Below are 17,650 nucleotides of genomic sequence, written 5' to 3'. Positions count from 1 at the left end.
TTGTCCTGGGATTGAATAGTTACGAGCGTGTTCCCGGGGGAGCCCGAGTGGTCTAAGTCCCCAGTCAAGTCAAAGACGATCTTGAGGGCGCGGTTTGTCCCGTATAAGTGTCCTCTGAAATCCCGACTACAATATTTCCGGCGGCGCGAACATCATTTCTTATGCCCGCTAATTTGCTTTACAGAGGAGAATCTGTGACGAGAACCGTCAGGGCAGGGATCATCTGCTTGGGTTTCATGGTTGCTTCGCTAGCCGTCCCCATCGCTGGAGCGAAGCAAGGCCCAGAGTACCCGCGGGGTCCGATACCCGTGCAAGTCACTGCGGGCAAGAAAGTGTTCATCTCATATATGGAAAGCGACGCCGATCCGGGCTCACTGGACCTGACGTACCACGAGTTCTATGCGCTCGTTAAGAGTTGGGGAAAGTACGAGTTGGTGCCGGCGCCGGCCGACGCCGATCTGGTTTTCCAAATCCGTTATGTGAGTGGCATTACAGACTCACAGCTCTTGATGAGTATCGTCGATCCTAAGACGCATGTTGTGCTTTGGCCATTCGTCCAGCATGTGGAAGGTTCCAGCCGGGAAAAGGGGCGGCGAAAGAAATTTGATGCGGCGATGTCGGATTTGGTCAACGATTTGAAGACGGTGACGACACCGGCCGTAGCACCCTGAGTGTTTTCGGATTTGCGGGGTAGTCACTCGATTCACGAATTCGCCTTGTCATATACTCCCAAAATGAAACGCGCCGTCCGAAGTCGCCGCAAGGTATACGGGCAACTGCTGAAGCATGCCCGCCGCCAGCCACATCGGGAATGCTGCGGAATTCTGGCGGGGCAGGACGGGTTAATCACGCAGGCGTTTCCGGCGAAGAACATCGCTGCTGATCCGGTTAGGAACTACGAGATTGCACCCACGGAAATCGTGCGCCTGATGGAGGAGCTCCGCAAGCGGCGGCTCGAATTCCTCGGCATTTATCACTCACATCCGAATTGGATGGACACGAACGAACCTTCGCCCAAAGATATTGCGTTGGCCCACTATTCGGAAGCGATCTATTTCATCGTGACGCCTCGACCATACGCAACTGCGCCAATCCGGGCATTTTCAATCCGAGATCGGCGTGCGATGGAACTTGAAATCAAGATCCTGCCCTAACGTACCCGCCTTGTCCAAATCCAGCCCGAAGGCGACCGCCGGCTTATGAGTTGCCCCTCTGGACACTATGTCCTCGCGACCTTACCGGTAGACGAACGCCTAGAAATTTCATGGGTGGATACGGGTTTCCCGCTGGTGAGAGACGAGCACGGTCCAGGCCCGTCACGGTGGCCTGTGATAGAGATCACAGCAATATCCTTTGTCGCGCAGCAGAATGTTTTGCCTACCTACCTCGACTTGACCCGTCCTTCGGGACGGGCGAATGTCTCACCCGTGTCGGAAAAGAAATCACATTCGGCAAGTGCCGATTCTATCTAGTCAAGGCCCGAGAGGATTCGATATGAGGAACAACACTCCCCTGTTGTACCGCTGGGCTTGTGGCTTTGGCGTCCTATTGTCCATATGCCTCACATTCGTGAGCCTGCCAGCACTTGGTCAGAAGAATGGCAACGGGCAACTTGACCAGAAACTTCAGAAGATCCTCCATCAGTCGGGATTCACGGGACGGGTTGAATTCACCCTGGAAACGCGCCTCCACCGGAAGCTCAATCCGCAACTGGCGGATCTCGGCCGTTTGCTGTTTTTCGACGTAGCGGGCGGCCTTCATGATGACAACACCTGCGCGGGTTGCCACTCTCCCAGTTCTGGCTTTGGGGATACTCAGTCAATCGCGATTGGTGTCCAGAACAATCTGATTGTCGGCGGGCATCGCACCGGGCCTCGCAACCAGCGACGTACTCCTTCCGTCGTTAACACTGCCTTCTATCCGAAACTCATGTGGAACGGTCGTTTTCTCTCGCTCTCCGGCGACCCGTTCGACAACTCGGAAGGTTTCCAATTCCCGCCGCCCGAAGGAACGACGCTTTTTCCTCCGAATGATCCGATCGTCAAACAACTGCTGGTGGCGCAAGCACACATTCCGCCGACCGAGTTGGTGGAAGTCGCGGGTTTTACCGGTACAGCGGGTCAAATCGGACCGCGTTTCGATCAGTTTGACGACGGCTTGGGCGGCGTGGTCCCGCCTCCGGATGGCAGCGGATTTCGCAATGAACCGATTCGTCAGGAAGTGTTGAAACGCCTCAATGGCAATGGGATCTATCGTCAGTTGTTTGGCGCGCTTTTCCCGGAAGTAGCCGATGGCGCCCCAATCGACTTCACGATGTTTGGACGCGCCATTGCCGAGTTCGAATTTACGCAGGTCTATGCCAACGCCCCCCTCGACAGATTCGCCCGCGGCAACACCCATGCGATGTCGAATACGGGAAAAAGAGGTGCGCTGATTTTCTTTGGCAAAGGAAAGTGCTCCTCCTGTCACAGCGTGGGTGGCCAGTCTAATGAGATGTTCAGCGATTTCCAGATGCATAACATCGGCGTTCCACAAATCGCTCCCTTCTTCGGAGTGGGGAAGGGGAACGTGATTTTTGACGGCTCGAACGAGGATGAAGATTTCGGACAGGAGCAGATCACGGGCGATCGAAACGATCGTTACAAGTTCCGCAGCTCCCCTCTTCGCAATGCCGCTCTACAACCGGCGTTTTTTCACAACGGAGCGTTCACTCGGTTAGAAGACGCCATTCGGCATCATCTGGATGTTGAAGAGTCACTGCATCATTACAACGCTGGGGAGGCCGGAGTCGCCCCCGACCTGAGGCATCGACTTGCCTCTTCCGAAGCGATGATGGAAACGTTAGATCCAGTTCTGAAGAATCCCATCCGCTTGAACGATCGGGAATTTGCGGACGTTGTGGATTTCGTGCGCAATGCATTGCTGGACGGCCGGGCACGCAAGCGCCATCTCTGCCCTCTGATTCCCGACTCGGTGCCGAGTGGAATGCCCCTGTTGGAGTTTGAAGGTTGTTCCAAAAGGTAATCAGCGCGGAAGTAGCACGGAGTACAGTCGAACATGCAAGAGGAGAAATGTATGGAGATGAAGAGGTTCTCAGCCGCTTTATTGGTTATCGCCTTTGCTCTCGCCGGAACGGTTACGGTTCGGGCAGAAAGCCCCACCAACGTCTACGCTCCGGACTTCGTTTCGGCAGTTGCCTACGGCATTGCGATGAACGACGTGGGCGATATGGTCGGGACCTCATACACAGACCCTGGGTGCGGACCCTTCTGTCTGGCGCCGCTCGAAACGGTCGTATGGAAGGCTGGCGTACGGACCGTCCTGCCCTCCGTGCCCGGCTTCACGGGAACGGCTGTCTCCGCGATTAACAATCAGGGCTGGATCTGTGGCTCTGCGGGTTTCTTCGGTTTTACCGACGCGGTGGTATGGAAGCCGAACGGCAATGCCTACACTGCCATTGACCTGGGCGTCCTACCGGGAACCGCTCACTCGGTGGCTATCGGCATCGACGACACCAACCGGGTGGTTGGCTATGCTACTGCTTTATCCGGCTTCCAGACCCCGTTCATGTGGACCAAGGACGGCGGCATGGTTGACCTCACGAAGCAGGGGTTTCCAAACGAGATCCCGCTCGGAATCAGTTCCGGTGGGACTGTGGCCACATACAGCCACTGGTATCGCCTCGGCGATCCCACGAGCGTGACCGCTATGGCTCCTGCTCCTCCGGGGGGCTGGTTCGTGTGGAACTCCGCGGTTGCGATCAACGACGCGGGAGACCAGGCCCGCGGCTTGGGCATCGGTACAGAGCATCCCTTCACTTACATGTTCCGGTATCACCACGAAGGGACAGGCACGTGGCAGCAGATTGATTTCACGGGCACCGGTCCGCAATCGCCCGGTGGCATAGGCTCGATCAACGACGCCCAGGACATAACGAACACCGTTTCGGGCTCCGCGCGGATCGCCTACGGGCCGGACGGACTGAACCAGTCGCTGGACGCGTTGTTCTCACCCGCCTACAAGAGCTCGATCACAAGCGGCGGACCGATGAACGCATCGAGCCAGATCCTGGCCAAGATTTTTGTGGGTCTGGCGGGAAGGCTGGTGCGGCTCACGCCGGTTACGGCTTGCGGGACCTCCTGCATCAAGGTGAGCAAGCTGGTGGTCAGCGCCAAGTTCCATCAGGACCCGAGCGATCCGGGCCATTGCACGCCTGGCAATAAGAAAGAGTACAACCTGACCCACGCGCGGGCGGTTGTCACCAGTGAGACGGGTGCGCGGCTGAGCGGAGTCTTAGTCAGCGGCAGGTTCATGGACGAGTATTGGACAAACACGCGCGTATCGGGCACCACGAATGCCAAGGGAATAGTGCAGTTTAACTTCAAGGGGCCCTGCGGAGTGGGGACAGAAGCGTTCATCGTGGAGAACGCGACGAAGGAGCCCCTGGTCTTCGACAAGACGGTGGGCGTGCTAGCTGGTTCCGCGCTCCCAAAGTTCTAGCGAAGGCATTGGGTTGGGTACCGCGAGATTGACCTTGAAAGCCACACACTCAGAACCCTGCCGGAAGGCCGTGCGGGGAGCGGACTGGGCGGCACGGCTGAAGCCGTGCCCTTTCCACAACAAATTCCGCTTATCGCAGCGGTAAACCGCTGCGCCACCCAGAGGCAATCTTGTGGGCTGTCACATCACGGAAACTCAGAGGTCGTGACTGCCAGACTTTTTCATGTCGGCTATTAATTCGTAAATGGTGGCGCGGGATATGCCCAGGATCTCTGCGGCTTGAGACTTGTTGCCTCCGACGTGGTCCAAAACACGGGTGATGTGCCGTCGTTGCATTTCGCGCAGGGGAAGGAGAGTATCTTCTTCCGCAAGAGTTTCTCGCGCTTGGCCGCGAACGGGCTCTGGCAAATCGCGGATGTCGATTACCGAGCCCTCCACCATAATGCAGGCATTGCCAATGACGTTCTCAAGTTCACGCACATTGCCGGGCCAGGAGTACATCGCCATACGGTTTTGCGCTCTACGCGTAAATCCAGTTACTGGTTTTTTGTAGAGCGCCGCGAATTTCTCCAGGAAGTGGCGCTGCAAAAGTGGCATGTCCTCTCTTCGATCAGCCAGTCCCGGCAGGGCGATCTCCACCATGGCTAGCCGGTAATACAAGTCCTCGCGGAACTTGCCTTCCGACACGAGGGAACGCAGGTCGCGATTGGTGGCCGCGATCACGCGAACGTCCACTGCTCTAGCAACGGGCGAACCGACTCGCTGGATTTCGCTATTTTGCAAAACACGCAGAAGCTTGCTCTGTGCGGTCAGCGGTAACTCACCGATCTCATCGAGGAATACCGTGCCGCCATCCGCGTATTCAAAAAGGCCTATCTTGTGCTGGACCGCTCCAGTAAACGCACCCCGCACATAGCCGAACAGTTCACTTTCAATCAACGTTTCCATGATCGCCGAACAGTTACAGACTGCAAAGGTGCCCGCAGCGGAAGGGCTCAGGCGATGCAATGCACGGGCGACCAGTTCTTTCCCGGTTCCGGTGGATCCGGTCACAAGGATATTTCGAAAATGGGGTCCGACCCTTCGAATCTTGGCGAAGACATCCAGCATGTGGGGACTGCGCCCAACTATTCCTTGAAATTGACACGCATTGAGGAGTTGTTCATCAAGTTCGTGCGTCTTCCGCCGGTTTTCCGCTTCCGAAAGCAGTTGAGATATCCGGCGCCGGAGTTTCTCCACGCTGAGGGGTTTGTTGAAATAGTCACATGCGCCTTTTTGGATGGCCTCGACCGCAGACTCCGTGGAGTAATGCGCTGTAATGAGGATCACCTCGGCTCCGGGATCCGCAGCAGAGATCCACTCCAACATTTCGAAGCCATTGATCTCTGGCATCATGAAGTCGAGCAGCACGATCTGAGGGCGAACGCGCTTAAACAACTCAAAGCCAATTCGGGGATCGCTTGCGGTATGAATCTCCAGCCCAAGACCCGCCAGTACATCCTTGATGAGTTCCAGACTCTGTGGTTCGTCATCAATCGCTAAAAGCCTGGGGACTTCGATTCTCGCCATACGCCCACCGTTTTAAACGAAAATACTCCAATCATGCTTTCTGAGTAAGTAGAAATCGCAACAATTACACTCCGAGCACCTCGCGCACTTTCACTAGAAGCTCCGATACAGAGAATGGTTTTGCGAGAAGAGCTATGTCCTGGTCAACGCCTCGCTGTAGCATTGCAGTGCCGACATATCCAGACATGTACAACACCTTCAGTTCGGGCCATTTTCCTTTCAAGGTCTCGACCATCTCTGGCCCGCTCGTTCCGGGCAGAATAACGTCGGTAAGAATCAAGTCGATATTGTGTTCAAACTGTTGGATCAGAGCTAGCGCACTCATGGCGCCGTCGGCGGCAACGACGCTGTAGCCGTTCATTTCGAGAACACTCGTCACCAGGCTACGCAGCGCCTCTTCGTCCTCAACGACGAGGAGGGTTTCAGTCCCTTTAGGGCGCACGGCTGGAACAGTTGTCGGAGCCAAGTTTTCAGCCAACTGATCTACGCGCGGAAGGCAGATCGTGAATGTGGCTCCCTTGTCTGGTTCGCTTTTCACCCAGATATATCCCCCGCTTTGCTTCACAATCCCGTAGGCCGTCGAGAGGCCAAGGCCGGTCCCCTTACCGGGTTCTTTGGTAGTGAAGAATGGTTCGAAAAGGCGTGCTTTGACAGATTCGTCCATGCCCACGCCATTGTCAGTCACGGAAATCGTGACATATGGACCGGGACTGACAGCCTGTTGCCGCTGTGCGGAGCTGGGTTCGAGATCCGTGTTCGCGGTTTCGATTACGATGGTGCCCCCCTTGGGCATTGCGTCCCGCGCGTTCACTGCCAGGTTCATCAGCACTTGCTCGATCTGGCCAAGATCAGCGCACACACTCCCCAACGGTTCTGTGGGCCGCAGAACAAGTGAAATATCTTCGCCGATCACAGCCCGCAACATCTTGCTGACGTGATGAACGACAGAGTTGAGGTTCAACGCTCGTGGAGAGAGCACTTGCTGTCGGCTAAAAGCTAGGAGTTGACGAGTAAGGTCAGTTGCCCGGTTTGCTGCTTTTCGGATTTCCTGAAGATGCTTTTGCGAGGGATGCTCGGCTGGGACTTGTTCCCTGGCGATTTCACTGTAGCCGATTATGACTCCGAGCATGTTGTTGAAGTCATGCGCGATCCCGCCAGCGAGTCTGCCAACGGCCTCCATTTTTTGCGATTGCCGGAATTGCTGCTCCAGAAGCTTGGCCTCGGTGACATCCTGAGTGATGGCGAGGATGCATGGTTCATCGTTGACCAGAATGCGTTCGGCTGCGATTTCGACCCGCCGCAGCTCCCCGGATCGGGTTCTGAAACTAGCCTCGACTGGTTTTGTGGGTTGGGAACTGTTTAACTGAGAAAACAAGAGGTTACGCTGTTGCGGTTCTTCCCAAATCTCCAGTTCTTCAACGGTCCGACCCAGCAGTTCATCCCTGTCATATCCCAAGAGCGTCAGAAAGGTGGGGTTCGCATCGAGATAGCGTCCATTGGCTTCGCTGCTGATCGTAATTCCGATTGGACTGGAGCGAAATGCCTTTGAAAATCTCTCCTGTGACTGGCGCAGTTGCTCATCACTTCTTCGTCGTTCAGTAATGTCATGGACTAGAATGAGCTGCGCATCCACGCCATGAAAATTAATGTCGTGACCAGTAACCTCCACATCGATGAGCGTGCCGTCTTTCTTCTGGTGTCTCCATATTTTGAGGTCGTTAAAACCTGCTTTGAGCCTGGAGATTTCAGCCAGCAGATTTGGAATTTCCTCAGGACGTCGAATGTCGGCGATACTCATGCGGAAGAACTCCGCTCGTGAGTACCCGTAGTGCCGGACAGCAGCCTCGTTTACCGCGAGGAATTGCAGGGTCTTGCGGTCGAACACCCACATCGGCAATGGATTGCTTTCGAAAAGCAGCCGGTATTGCGTTTCCGATTCCATGAGCGCTGTCTGTGCTCGCTTGAATCGGGTTATGTCACGAGCGATCGCTGACGCACCCACAATTGTTCCGTCGCTCCCTTTGATGGGAGAAATCGTCAAGGAGATATCGATCAGCTCTCCCTGCTTCGTCACACGTTGCGTCTCGTAGGGTTCGACTCCTACGCCGAGCGCTACACTGGACATGATCGCTTCGAGTTCGTGCTGACGCTCTGCCGGAGATAGGCTTGCCAACCACTTCCTGGGCGGTATAGCCGTAGAGCCGTTCGGCGCCTTCATTCCAAGTGGTAATCATGCCCTCGAGATCTTTGCCGATTATGGCGTCATTCGAGGACTCCACGATGGAGGCGAGTACGGCGAGCGACGCGCGTAATCTTCTACCTTCTTCGATCTCATTGCGCAGTGATTCGTTCGCTCGTTCGAGTTCTGCGGTGCGGTATCGGACTTGTTGATCCAGACGATCGTTGGTCCTTTCGAGCGCCACTTGCATCGTGTCGTGCTGGTAAAGGGCGTGTTCAAGTGCCAATCGATTGGATTCCGATGCTTTGGCGCTTCGAATCATGTCTAGTGCCCGCGGGATCGCGGCCGGAAGGGAGATCGCTGTCGCTACCGACGCAAATGCCGTGAAGCTTTTGACCCCTGCGGCGAGAACATACATCGGCACCCACACCGTCAATACCTCCATGAAATGGGTGCCACCGCACGCAACGATGAATAGTCCGAATTGCAGAATGATCCAGAGGAATGGGACATCGCGACGTCCCCGATAGATGAAATATGCAAGAGCGGTTGAGATAGAAAGATACGACAGGCCGATCAGGGTGTCGCTGATGACATGAGTCCAAACAAGTCCTGGCTTTTTGAGATAGCAGTAGGCATGAGGGAGATAGCCCTTCGAGAAGACATCGTTCGGCCAATAGACGAGCGTGACAGCGACGAAAAAAGTGATTCCAATCGTCCACAATATAAGTTGGCGTCGTTCGGAACGAGAGGGGTTGAAAAGTGAGGATCCCAGGTCAGGGGCGGCCACGATCAGTCCTCCACGCCGCCTCAGTTACAAAACTATTATTACCTTTAGCACCCTGGCGGCTCACCGTGAGACGGCTATATAACGATGGCGTCGCCAGTAGAAAACGATCTATGTTGAAAAACCTGAATACTTTGCCCCTTCTGATCGCCTATGTCAAGAAGGAACGAGGTTTATGACGGCTTTGCCAAAGGCAAGCATGCCCGTCGTGCGGCTGCTGAAGGTTGGACACAACGAGGGGCTTTCGTCTTTAGAGCAGAACACTATGTAGGGTCTAATACTTAGTTGGGGCTCTTGCCAAAAACTGTAGCTGCGAGCAGTCGAAGGGACAAAAGCAAGTGGCCATGTGCGCTTTAGCAAACAAATCCCACCTATCTGCAGCGGTAAGCCGATGTGCCATCGAAAAGGAATTCGAGTTGGCTATTTTCGATAGTCGACCAATCGAGCCCTTGGAAGTCCCACGCCCTGTGCGCTAGACTTTCTTCGACGCTCCGAGGTGCGTTGAAATGTCGATGTTGCGAAAAGCGCTGTACGCCCTCATCACTGCCAGTCTCTTCGGCGCATTCATGGCAGGTTGCGGAGGAGGCAGCGCCGGCACCAACCCTCCGCCTCCACCCCCTCCGACCGCTCATGAAGTTTTGTTTGCGAGCAATTCCGCGGGCATTCAGGCTTTTTCGATTAACAGCAGCACCGGGATGCTGACCGCTCTTGCGTCCACCCCGGACGCAGACCTTGGCCAATTCATTACTGGCAATATGCTCAGTGCCGCTTCTGGGAAATTCCTGCTCGCCATTGATGCAACTGCCGACCACATCAAAGTCTTTTCAATCAACCAAACTACTGGGGGCTTGACTCCTGTAACCGGCTCGCCTTTTGCGATCGGCGGCGGAGGTAGTGGAAGTCTCGCGATGGATTCTTCAGGCAAGTATTTGTATGCCCCGTTCGCGCTCGGAGTAGCCGCGTTCAGCTTTAACAGTTCCACAGGCTTTCTGAGTCCATTGGCGAATTCCCCTTTTTCCGACGGGAGTTTTCCGTTTGCCGGTGCCGTTGATCCATCTGGCAAGTTCTTGTACACGACCGGGAACACCGTCGATACTGGCTTCTCGGTCTACGCGCTCAATCCGGGGACAGGCGCACTCGCTCCGGTGGTGGGGTCACCTTTCGCGACGCCGTTGAGCACGGGACCTTACAACCTTGTGGTCGCCCCAGCGGGCCTCACTGTTTATGCGACTGTTCCCAGCAATAATGCGGTGATCGGAATGACCATCGATCCCGTGAGCGGAACTCCGACTCCGGTTGCGGGTTCCCCGTTTTCGGCAGTCGATGGAGATATGTTTCTTGGCCTGGCCCCTTCGGGAAAGTTCCTCTACACCTGCAACAATAGCAATGGGACGATATCCGCATTTAGTGTGAATTCGGCCGACGGCTCGCTGACTCCGATCGCAGGCACTCCGTTCGGTTTCAGCAACTGCAGCGCAACTGTCGCTGTGAATCCCGGTAAATACCTCTATGCGGCGAATCCGGGAGGGAATGCGATTACCGGCTTCAGCATTGACGCGACGACCGGGGTGCTAACCATGCTCAGTGGATCACCTTTCCCGGCGGCCGGTGCGACACTGATTACGATTGCCACCTTGCACTAGCGGGTCCGCCCATCGCAGCGGTAAACCGCTGCGCCACCCAAAAGCAATTAGGTGCCGCATCGCAAGGCGCACGCGGCGGGCAGCGGGCCGAGAAACTCTGATGTGCAGATGTTATCGGTTTCGCAGGTTTGTCCGCACGTGGATATCCCAAAAGCCCCGATCTGCATCCTACGGTTGGGCCCGTCTTTTCTCCTGCATTTCAAAACATCCTTGAAGGAGCTGCTATGTTCGGTTCCAGTCTTGCGCCAGCCTTGGTGTTTGTTTTGAGTCTCTCCGCACCGTACAAACGTCCGATCGCACCGTCGGCGATGCCGCTGTCCCAAACGACATTGGTGGCGAGGGCTTCTTCAGCAAAAGGTCAGTCTGCCAGCGAAGATACGCCTTCTGTCACTACCTCGACACAGCCCGTAGCCGGCGAGGGCGATGCTCTAAAGCGGTCTTTGCCGGGAAAGAAGAAGACTAACAAGGCCAGGCTCTCCGAGGAAGGTTCGGCATACAAAAACTGGTTAGATCAGGAAGTGCCTTGGATCATCACGGAAGAAGAGCGGGCAGCCTTCAAGTTGCTGAGCAACGACGAAGAGCGGCAGAAGTTCGTCGAGGGATTCTGGGGCCGGCGCGATCCTACGCCGGATACGGTCGAAAATGAATTTCGCGATGAGTACTTCCGGCGCGTCATGTATGCCAACGAGCGTTTCGGCTCCGGCATTCCGGGGTGGAAAACTGACCGCGGACGGATCTACATCGTTTACGGGCCACCGGACGAGATTGAATCGCATCCTTCTGGCGGAACGTATGATTACCCGGTCAATCAGGGTGGGGGCGCAACCCAAACATTTCCGTTCGAGCAGTGGCGCTATCGGTACATCGCGGATGTCGGGCAGGATATCGTGATTGAGTTCGTAGACCCGTGCATGTGCGGCGATTACCACATGACGATGGATCCGAACGAGAAAGACGTCCTGGCGCATGTTCCATCAGGGCAGCAGCGATTGCAGAAGTTCCCGAGGGACAATAGCAAACTATTTGACGACCTCGACCGCTTCTCCAGACTGAATCACCCACCCAAGTTCAAGGATCTGCAGTCCATCGTCACTCACAAAGTTGACTATCACACCATGCCGTTTGAGGTGCTGGCGAATTACGTGAGAGCAACCAGCAATGTCGCGTTGGTCCCGGTCACAGTCCAGATCCAAAACCAGGACATGACGTACTCAAACGAGAACGGAGTGGCGCGTGGAGCGGTCAACATTTACGGTCAGGTCACGACCATTGGCGGGCGCATTGCGCAGACGTTTGAGGATACCGTCCAGATGGATGTTGCTCAGAATTACTTGCCACAAATGTTGGGTAAATCCTCCGTCTACGGCAAATCGCTTCCGCTGGCGCCGGGGCGGTACCTGCTGGAGATTGTCGTGAAGGATCTACACAGCGATCATGTCGGGACATGGCGCCAAAGCTTGGACGTGCCGAACTTCGATGAAGAACTTTCCGCGTCTTCAGTGATTCTCGCGGACAAAATGGAACGCGTGCCCGCCAAAGACATGGGTCACGGTCCCTTTGTGATTGGGGATACGCTAGTGCGGCCAAGGGTGCATAGTACGGCGTCCAAAGCTCCGGTTTTCAAGCGCGGCGAAACACTTAACGTCTGGATGCAGGTTTATAACCTGGTGGTGGACGAAGCGAGCGGCAAGTCAGACGCGAGCGTGGAGTTCGATGTCATTCAGGAACGAACGAAGAAAACGGTCCTGCATGGAACACAACTCGTGGACAAGTCACATCCGCCATCGGGTCAGTTAACGCTCGAAAAGACATTCTCAGCAAATGAGCTGGAGCCCGGAGTCTACCGGTTGAAAATGCACGTGCGCGACCAGATCGCGAAACAGGGAATCGAGCCCGAGACCACATTCGCAATCGAGTAGAAAGACGGGTCCGGGGACGGGGTGCTCCCGGAATCTCAAGGGAACGAGGTTCCGGAATCCCATACTAGAGTCGCGAAGAACGCGACTTCAGGGTGGGGCAAGTTTGAGAATTATCCCGGACCAAACGAGTTGTTTGTCTGAGCCAGCCGCAATTTGCCCCGGCACTCTTCAACAGATCCTTTTTCCCTACACATTTTCCAGTAGGAGCGTAGTCCATTTTGCCGATGAGGCGAACTGGTTCTAATTCTTTTCCTGCGTCAGCCATCCTCTATGGAACATTTGCAATCTTAGGGTGGACGGTGACAACAGCACATTCATACGCAAAATGCTCTCGGCGGCTGCGCTAACGGAACGCGCCACTTCGTCGCTAGCTCGCCGAGTTTCCACCCGTCATAACGACGTAGTCAATTGAAAGGAGCCTTACATCATGGATAACGAAAAACAGTCCGGACAGCAGACAGGTCAACAGAATCCAACCAACAAGAATCCGCAGCAAGATCAGCAGGGTGAGCAGAACGAACAGCGCCGCCAGGGCGGCACGCAACAGGACAACCAGAACCGCCGGCCTGGACAGAGCGACGAGCAATTCGATCAGGACCAGCAGAAGAACCGCAAGTCCGCGTAGATGACCGAGGGGGAAGATTCGCCAAGGCGAAATGTTCCCCTCTTATTTTGTCAGGCAGGTTTAGAAACTTCTCGCCACGGCGGAGATACGTAATCCTGCTCAGCCCTTTGGCGAAATTGATGCCGTCAACCTCGCAACCCGCAGAAGCAAGGCAAGACCGGGTAAATCGAAGGGCGACGGGTAGAGGAAATCGGATGGCTATGGATTCCTTTCGTTCATTTCGTGTTGTGCTTTTCGCAGTCGCACTTCTTGCATTGGCCGCGCCCGCTTTTGCGCAGATCTCGATCGCGGTGTCGTTCGGTCCCCCCGCCCTGCCGATTTATGAGCAGCCGCCTTGCCCGGAGGAAGGGTATATCTGGAACCCCGGATATTGGGACTTTGACAACGACTATGACGACTACTACTGGGTTCCCGGTACCTGGGTAATGGCGCCGGAACCCGGCTTGTACTGGACTCCCGGATATTGGGCTTGGGTCGGCAACGGCTATCGTTTCTACGATGGATACTGGGGACCGCAAGTCGGATTTTACGGCGGGATCAATTACGGATTTGGATATTTCGGTGATGGGTATCAAGGCGGACGCTGGGATCGCGACCACTTCTTCTATAACCGGTCCGTGACGAACGTGAACGTCACCAACATTCGCAATGTATACAACACTACCGTGATCAATCGGGCAGTCAATCGCGTCAGTTACAACGGTGGAAATGGCGGCGTGAGTGCGCGTCCGACGGCGCAGCAGGAAGCGGTTGGGCGAGAACGGCACATACCTCCGGTCGCAGCTCAAACCGAGCATATCCGAGAAGCTCGGTCTGACCGGCAATTGCGGGCGTCGGAAAATCGCGGAAAGCCTCCGATTGCGGCTACAGACAAGCCAGGAGCGCTGCGCGATCGATCGGCCGTGCCGGCTCGGGAAGCAGGTGGAGCGTACAATCCGCCCGCGAATCGACGGGACACCCGCTCGAACGGGAACTCGCCGGCTTCAAATCCTGCAGACAACAGAAACAACGGCAACGACAACAATCGGGGGAACAGTTCGCATGCGAATGATCTTCCGCGCCGTGATCGTCCCGAGCCTGTGAATAGCGGGAATGCGAAGCGGGATACCAAATATCAGCAGGACCAAGACAAGTTGTTTCGCCAGCAGGAACAGGATCGACAGAAGCTCCAGCAGAGACAGGATAGGGACCACCAGAAAGAAGCTCGCCAGAATGCCGACGACGCGAAAAAACAGCAGGTCGAACAGCGGCATCAACAGCAGACACAGCAGCTCCAACAGCGCGAGGAACAACAGCAGCAAAAATGGCAGCAGAAGCATCAGCCGCCTCAGCAGCAGGGAAGATCTCAGCGAGACGATCGTCCACCGGCTGATAAATCACAGAAGTAGGAAATATGGGTGGGCAATGGAGATCTCTTCACTTGCCCACCCTTGTCTTTTCCAAACTTTTCCTGGCTCGACGGTGCAACCATGAGTGCTATCGGTACGGAATGGATCGGCGCTCGCGGGAAGACAATTCTTGTCTGGATTTTCGTCTCCATACTTGTCTTCCTCATCTTTATCTCATTCCTCGCTCATCACGCAGAGCCCCTGTTCCGTGCGCGGGTGATTGACACGCTATCGACTCGCTTCCAGAGTCGAGTCGAACTCGCTAGCCTGAAGGTATCGGTGGCGCAAGGCCTGGTAGTGATCGGCACCGGTGTTCGGATCTACGGACAAAGCGATCCCAATATTCATCGGGAAGGGATTCAGCCGCTGATTGGCGTCGACGAATTCCGGTTTCGAGTGGGAGTGCTAAGCCTCCTGCGTTCACCGATGCATATTCGAACTGTTTACCTCAATGGCCTGCAGTTGAATATTCCTCCCAAGGAAGATCGTGAACAGTTTCGCAGCCTGGCACCGAAGGGCGGCAAGATCAAAATTGTCGTCGACGAGTTCCGCTCCGAGCATGCAGAGCTTGTGATTAATACGGTTCGGCCGGACCGGTTACCCCTCGAATTCGAGATTCGTGATCTGGTAATGAAAGATATTGGCCCGGACCGTCCGCTCTCATTCAATGCCACACTGGTCAACCCGAAGCCCGTGGGAGATATCGTGTCGAAGGGGGAGTTCGGTCCTTTTCATCCCGAGGACCCGCGTGCGACCCCGGTTCGGGGAGACTACAGTTTCAGCCATGCGGATCTAGGGACGCTGAAAGGTATCGCTGGGATCCTGTCGTCTACAGGCCGATACGAGGGAGAACTGGGCAAGATTGTTGTGGACGGCCAGACGGACACGCCGGACTTCCGACTTAATATCAGTGGCCGCCCTGTGCCGCTGAAGACTTCCTTTCACGCCATCGTTGACGGTGCAAGCGGCGACACTTATCTGCAACCTGTCCATGCCACGATTCTTTCGACTCCGCTGACGGCGACCGGATTCGTTGTGAAATCGGCGACTCCCAAAGGGCACCACATTCTTCTGGATGTCACAATCGACGGAGGAAAGATCGAGGACCTTTTGCGACTGGCGGTTCGAACCGATCCTCCTGTGATGACAGGTAAAATCCACCTGCGAACCAGACTGGATCTGCCTGCAGGCGACGACGATCTCGCTGATCGACTATCTCTGAAGGGGAAGTTCCAACTGACCGGAGCCCATTTCTCGAACGACAAAATACAGGAGAAGGTCGATGCTCTGAGTATGCGGAGCCGGGGCAAGCCACAGCTGGCCAAGGACGAAATCCCCGACAATGTGCTTGCAACAATGGGGAGCGATTTCACGTTGCAGAAATCTGTCGTCGATCTTCCGAACTTGTTTTTTGAAATGCCGGGCACCCAGGTAACGCTGGCTGGCGACTACAGCCTGGATGGCAATATGTTTGATTTCCATGGTCGAGCTCGATTCGACGCCGCCCTTTCAAAGATGATGGGCGGGTGGAAGTCGGTGCTATTGAAACCGGTGGACCCATTCTTTAGAAAGAACGGAGCGGGTACCGAACTGCCAATCAAGATCACCGGCACAAAGTCAGAACCCCATTTCGGCCTTGATCTTGGCCACAAAGGTAAGAACGAACAGGCGTCAACCTCCGACGCTAAGACAACTCCCTGAAGGAAACACGATCTTACGCTGCACTCACGCCGCACCATCTACTTGCGGGCGAGCTTGTGTGCGAGGAACAGCAATCGCGCCAAAATGCGGCGGACGGCTCATCTCGTTCGCGACGCTGACCAGGATCTGTAGTTTATTCAACGCATCCTTGAGATCTCGTGCTTCGCGGTCCACGGCAGGCTCGCCTGCCTCAAGGGTCCGGATACGATCAACAATCGCTTTGCGCGCCCGGGCGACGCGTTCCTTGATCTGTTCCTGATCGGCCTCTAAAAACGCGGCAGCGTAAACATCGAACCACTCGGGACGAACGCGCATATTGATTTCTCCAAAGTGAGTCTGGAGTATCGCAATCTGGCTGGCGCCTGAGGTTGCGTCGGCATTTGCGTAGTAGACGACGGCGAGCCATCCGAAGCAATACAGTATTGTCGCTATCGCGCAACGCGATTTGCGAGTTTAGACTCGCCATCTTCTAGAGGTAGACAGGGTCCTGTCGGGTGCCGAACATAATTTGGCGTACCCGAGCAACAGTATGGCGAGTTCCAGCAACAAAAAGGGCGCAACCACAACGACGGTTGTGGCGACCGGATTGTTGGCAGACTACAAAGCGGCGACTCCATTTGAAAGATCGCCGGAATCGGAGGCTCTACAAACTATGCTTTGGACCATTTTCGTAATCTTGCTCATCTTGTGGTTGTTGGGATTGGTGAGTTCCTACACGCTAGGTGGCTACATTCACATTCTTTTGATTTTGGCCGTGGTAGTGGTTTTGATTCGAGTGATCCAGGGACGGAATCCGGTCGCTTAAAAGGAGAAATACCGTTCATGAAGAATATGGTGCTGGTAGGAGTGGTACTGCTGGTCCTGGGGCTGTTGTCCTTTGTCGTGCCCGTTCCTCACAGTGAAAATCACGGCGTAAAAGTAGGTGACACCAAAATTGGAGTCACCACCCAGAGCAGCGAAAAATTACCTCCCGCCGTCGGCATCACGCTGTTGGTGGGCGGAGTGCTGGTTCTCGCTGTTGGGTCACGCAATACCTAATCTCAATGGTCGTGCCACGGTACTGACCCAGATCCAAGAGTAGGAGAGAGCACCATGGCTGAAAATCCGAGCGTTACGCTGCCTGCGGTGGTCGAGAAGATTATCCCTTCCGCAGATCCTGCAGAACCTGAGACGGCGCAAATCAATATCGTGGAAGGTGCAGAGCCTCTGTATCAGGAGATTCGTATTGAAAATGAATTGACCGACGAGAACGGCAAAGTGGTCAAGTTAAAAGAAGGCGCCGAAGTGCAAGTGACAGTTGAGGTCGCACAATCGGATGTCGAACCTGTGGCAGACTGAG

At 55.3% G+C, this 17,650-nt stretch carries 15 protein-coding genes; 12 read left to right on the top strand and 3 right to left on the bottom strand.

Features of this window, described 5'->3' with window-relative positions; genetic code table 11:
- Nucleotides 1-194: 194 nt before the first annotated feature.
- The 4 genes from HY010_11330 (at nucleotide 195) to HY010_11315 (ending at nucleotide 4,500) form a co-directional block, all read left to right on the top strand.
- A complete protein-coding gene (locus HY010_11330) occupies nucleotides 195-671 on the top strand; it encodes a hypothetical protein (GenBank protein ID MBI3476317.1) in 477 nt (158 codons plus the stop codon).
- 45 nt (nucleotides 672-716) lie between these two features.
- Nucleotides 717-1,154, top strand: coding sequence for a M67 family metallopeptidase (locus HY010_11325; GenBank protein ID MBI3476316.1), 438 nt, complete (start codon nucleotides 717-719; stop codon nucleotides 1,152-1,154).
- A gap of 340 nt (nucleotides 1,155-1,494) precedes the next feature.
- Nucleotides 1,495-3,024 (top strand): hypothetical protein, encoded by a 1,530-nt coding sequence (locus HY010_11320; GenBank protein MBI3476315.1) that lies wholly within the window; start codon nucleotides 1,495-1,497, stop codon nucleotides 3,022-3,024.
- A 57-nt stretch (nucleotides 3,025-3,081) separates the two neighbouring features.
- The gene (locus HY010_11315; protein ID MBI3476314.1) at nucleotides 3,082-4,500 is read left to right on the top strand and encodes a hypothetical protein; all 1,419 of its coding nucleotides are present in this window, start codon (nucleotides 3,082-3,084) and stop codon (nucleotides 4,498-4,500) included.
- Nucleotides 4,501-4,695: 195 nt separating this feature from the next.
- Here the strand turns inward: HY010_11315 and HY010_11310 are convergent, their stop codons facing one another.
- Both HY010_11310 and HY010_11305 read right to left on the bottom strand, forming a co-directional pair.
- Nucleotides 4,696-6,069, bottom strand: coding sequence for a sigma-54-dependent Fis family transcriptional regulator (locus tag HY010_11310; protein ID MBI3476313.1), 1,374 nt, complete (start codon nucleotides 6,067-6,069; stop codon nucleotides 4,696-4,698).
- Nucleotides 6,070-6,133: 64 nt separating this feature from the next.
- Nucleotides 6,134-8,194 carry a PAS domain S-box protein gene (locus HY010_11305; protein MBI3476312.1) on the bottom strand — a complete coding sequence of 687 codons (2,061 nt, stop codon included), beginning with the start codon at nucleotides 8,192-8,194 and terminating at the stop codon, nucleotides 6,134-6,136.
- A 1,347-nt stretch (nucleotides 8,195-9,541) separates the two neighbouring features.
- Between HY010_11305 and HY010_11300 the strand changes: the two genes are divergently transcribed.
- From HY010_11300 to HY010_11280, 5 genes are all read left to right on the top strand, one after another.
- A complete protein-coding gene (locus HY010_11300; GenBank protein ID MBI3476311.1) occupies nucleotides 9,542-10,678 on the top strand; it encodes a beta-propeller fold lactonase family protein in 1,137 nt (378 codons plus the stop codon).
- A gap of 224 nt (nucleotides 10,679-10,902) precedes the next feature.
- Nucleotides 10,903-12,597: a GWxTD domain-containing protein gene (locus tag HY010_11295; GenBank protein ID MBI3476310.1), complete on the top strand. Its 1,695-nt coding sequence runs from the start codon at nucleotides 10,903-10,905 to the stop codon at nucleotides 12,595-12,597.
- Nucleotides 12,598-13,024: 427 nt separating this feature from the next.
- Nucleotides 13,025-13,222, top strand: a complete 198-nt coding sequence (locus HY010_11290) for a hypothetical protein (GenBank protein ID MBI3476309.1) — start codon at nucleotides 13,025-13,027, stop codon at nucleotides 13,220-13,222.
- A gap of 194 nt (nucleotides 13,223-13,416) precedes the next feature.
- On the top strand, nucleotides 13,417-14,610 hold the full coding sequence (locus HY010_11285; protein MBI3476308.1) for a YXWGXW repeat-containing protein: 1,194 nt from the start codon (nucleotides 13,417-13,419) through the stop codon (nucleotides 14,608-14,610).
- Nucleotides 14,611-14,691: 81 nt separating this feature from the next.
- On the top strand, nucleotides 14,692-16,311 hold the full coding sequence (locus HY010_11280) for a hypothetical protein (GenBank protein ID MBI3476307.1): 1,620 nt from the start codon (nucleotides 14,692-14,694) through the stop codon (nucleotides 16,309-16,311).
- A 24-nt stretch (nucleotides 16,312-16,335) separates the two neighbouring features.
- Here HY010_11280 and HY010_11275 read toward each other — a convergent pair whose 3' ends face one another.
- A complete protein-coding gene (locus HY010_11275; GenBank protein MBI3476306.1) occupies nucleotides 16,336-16,626 on the bottom strand; it encodes a hypothetical protein in 291 nt (96 codons plus the stop codon).
- A 337-nt stretch (nucleotides 16,627-16,963) separates the two neighbouring features.
- On the opposite strand from HY010_11275, the gene HY010_11270 reads away from it, so the two are divergent.
- The 3 genes from HY010_11270 to HY010_11260 are packed head-to-tail and all read left to right on the top strand — an operon-like array spanning nucleotide 16,964 to nucleotide 17,649.
- Entirely contained in the window at nucleotides 16,964-17,116 is a 153-nt protein-coding gene (locus HY010_11270) for a lmo0937 family membrane protein (protein ID MBI3476305.1), read from the top strand.
- A 17-nt stretch (nucleotides 17,117-17,133) separates the two neighbouring features.
- Nucleotides 17,134-17,349: a hypothetical protein gene (locus HY010_11265; GenBank protein MBI3476304.1), complete on the top strand. Its 216-nt coding sequence runs from the start codon at nucleotides 17,134-17,136 to the stop codon at nucleotides 17,347-17,349.
- Nucleotides 17,350-17,403: 54 nt separating this feature from the next.
- Nucleotides 17,404-17,649 (top strand): hypothetical protein, encoded by a 246-nt coding sequence (locus tag HY010_11260; GenBank protein MBI3476303.1) that lies wholly within the window; start codon nucleotides 17,404-17,406, stop codon nucleotides 17,647-17,649.
- Nucleotide 17,650 lies beyond the last annotated feature (1 nt).

It is taken from the genome of Acidobacteriota bacterium, assembly GCA_016196065.1.
Taxonomy (GTDB): Bacteria; Acidobacteriota; Terriglobia; order Terriglobales; family Acidobacteriaceae; genus Acidiflorens.
This window is presented reverse-complemented; position numbering and strand designations above follow the sequence as displayed.

Coding starts and splice junctions, on each gene's coding strand:
- HY010_11275 (MBI3476306.1), bottom strand. CDS start 16,626: ATGCGCGTTCGTCCCGAGTGGTTCGATGTTTACGCTGCCGCGTTTTTA.
- HY010_11295 (MBI3476310.1), top strand. CDS start 10,903: ATGTTCGGTTCCAGTCTTGCGCCAGCCTTGGTGTTTGTTTTGAGTCTC.
- HY010_11320 (MBI3476315.1), top strand. CDS start 1,495: ATGAGGAACAACACTCCCCTGTTGTACCGCTGGGCTTGTGGCTTTGGC.
- HY010_11260 (MBI3476303.1), top strand. CDS start 17,404: ATGGCTGAAAATCCGAGCGTTACGCTGCCTGCGGTGGTCGAGAAGATT.
- HY010_11315 (MBI3476314.1), top strand. CDS start 3,082: ATGAAGAGGTTCTCAGCCGCTTTATTGGTTATCGCCTTTGCTCTCGCC.
- HY010_11305 (MBI3476312.1), bottom strand. CDS start 8,194: ATGTCCAGTGTAGCGCTCGGCGTAGGAGTCGAACCCTACGAGACGCAA.
- HY010_11300 (MBI3476311.1), top strand. CDS start 9,542: ATGTCGATGTTGCGAAAAGCGCTGTACGCCCTCATCACTGCCAGTCTC.
- HY010_11265 (MBI3476304.1), top strand. CDS start 17,134: ATGAAGAATATGGTGCTGGTAGGAGTGGTACTGCTGGTCCTGGGGCTG.
- HY010_11280 (MBI3476307.1), top strand. CDS start 14,692: ATGAGTGCTATCGGTACGGAATGGATCGGCGCTCGCGGGAAGACAATT.
- HY010_11310 (MBI3476313.1), bottom strand. CDS start 6,069: ATGGCGAGAATCGAAGTCCCCAGGCTTTTAGCGATTGATGACGAACCA.
- HY010_11285 (MBI3476308.1), top strand. CDS start 13,417: ATGGCTATGGATTCCTTTCGTTCATTTCGTGTTGTGCTTTTCGCAGTC.
- HY010_11270 (MBI3476305.1), top strand. CDS start 16,964: ATGCTTTGGACCATTTTCGTAATCTTGCTCATCTTGTGGTTGTTGGGA.
- HY010_11290 (MBI3476309.1), top strand. CDS start 13,025: ATGGATAACGAAAAACAGTCCGGACAGCAGACAGGTCAACAGAATCCA.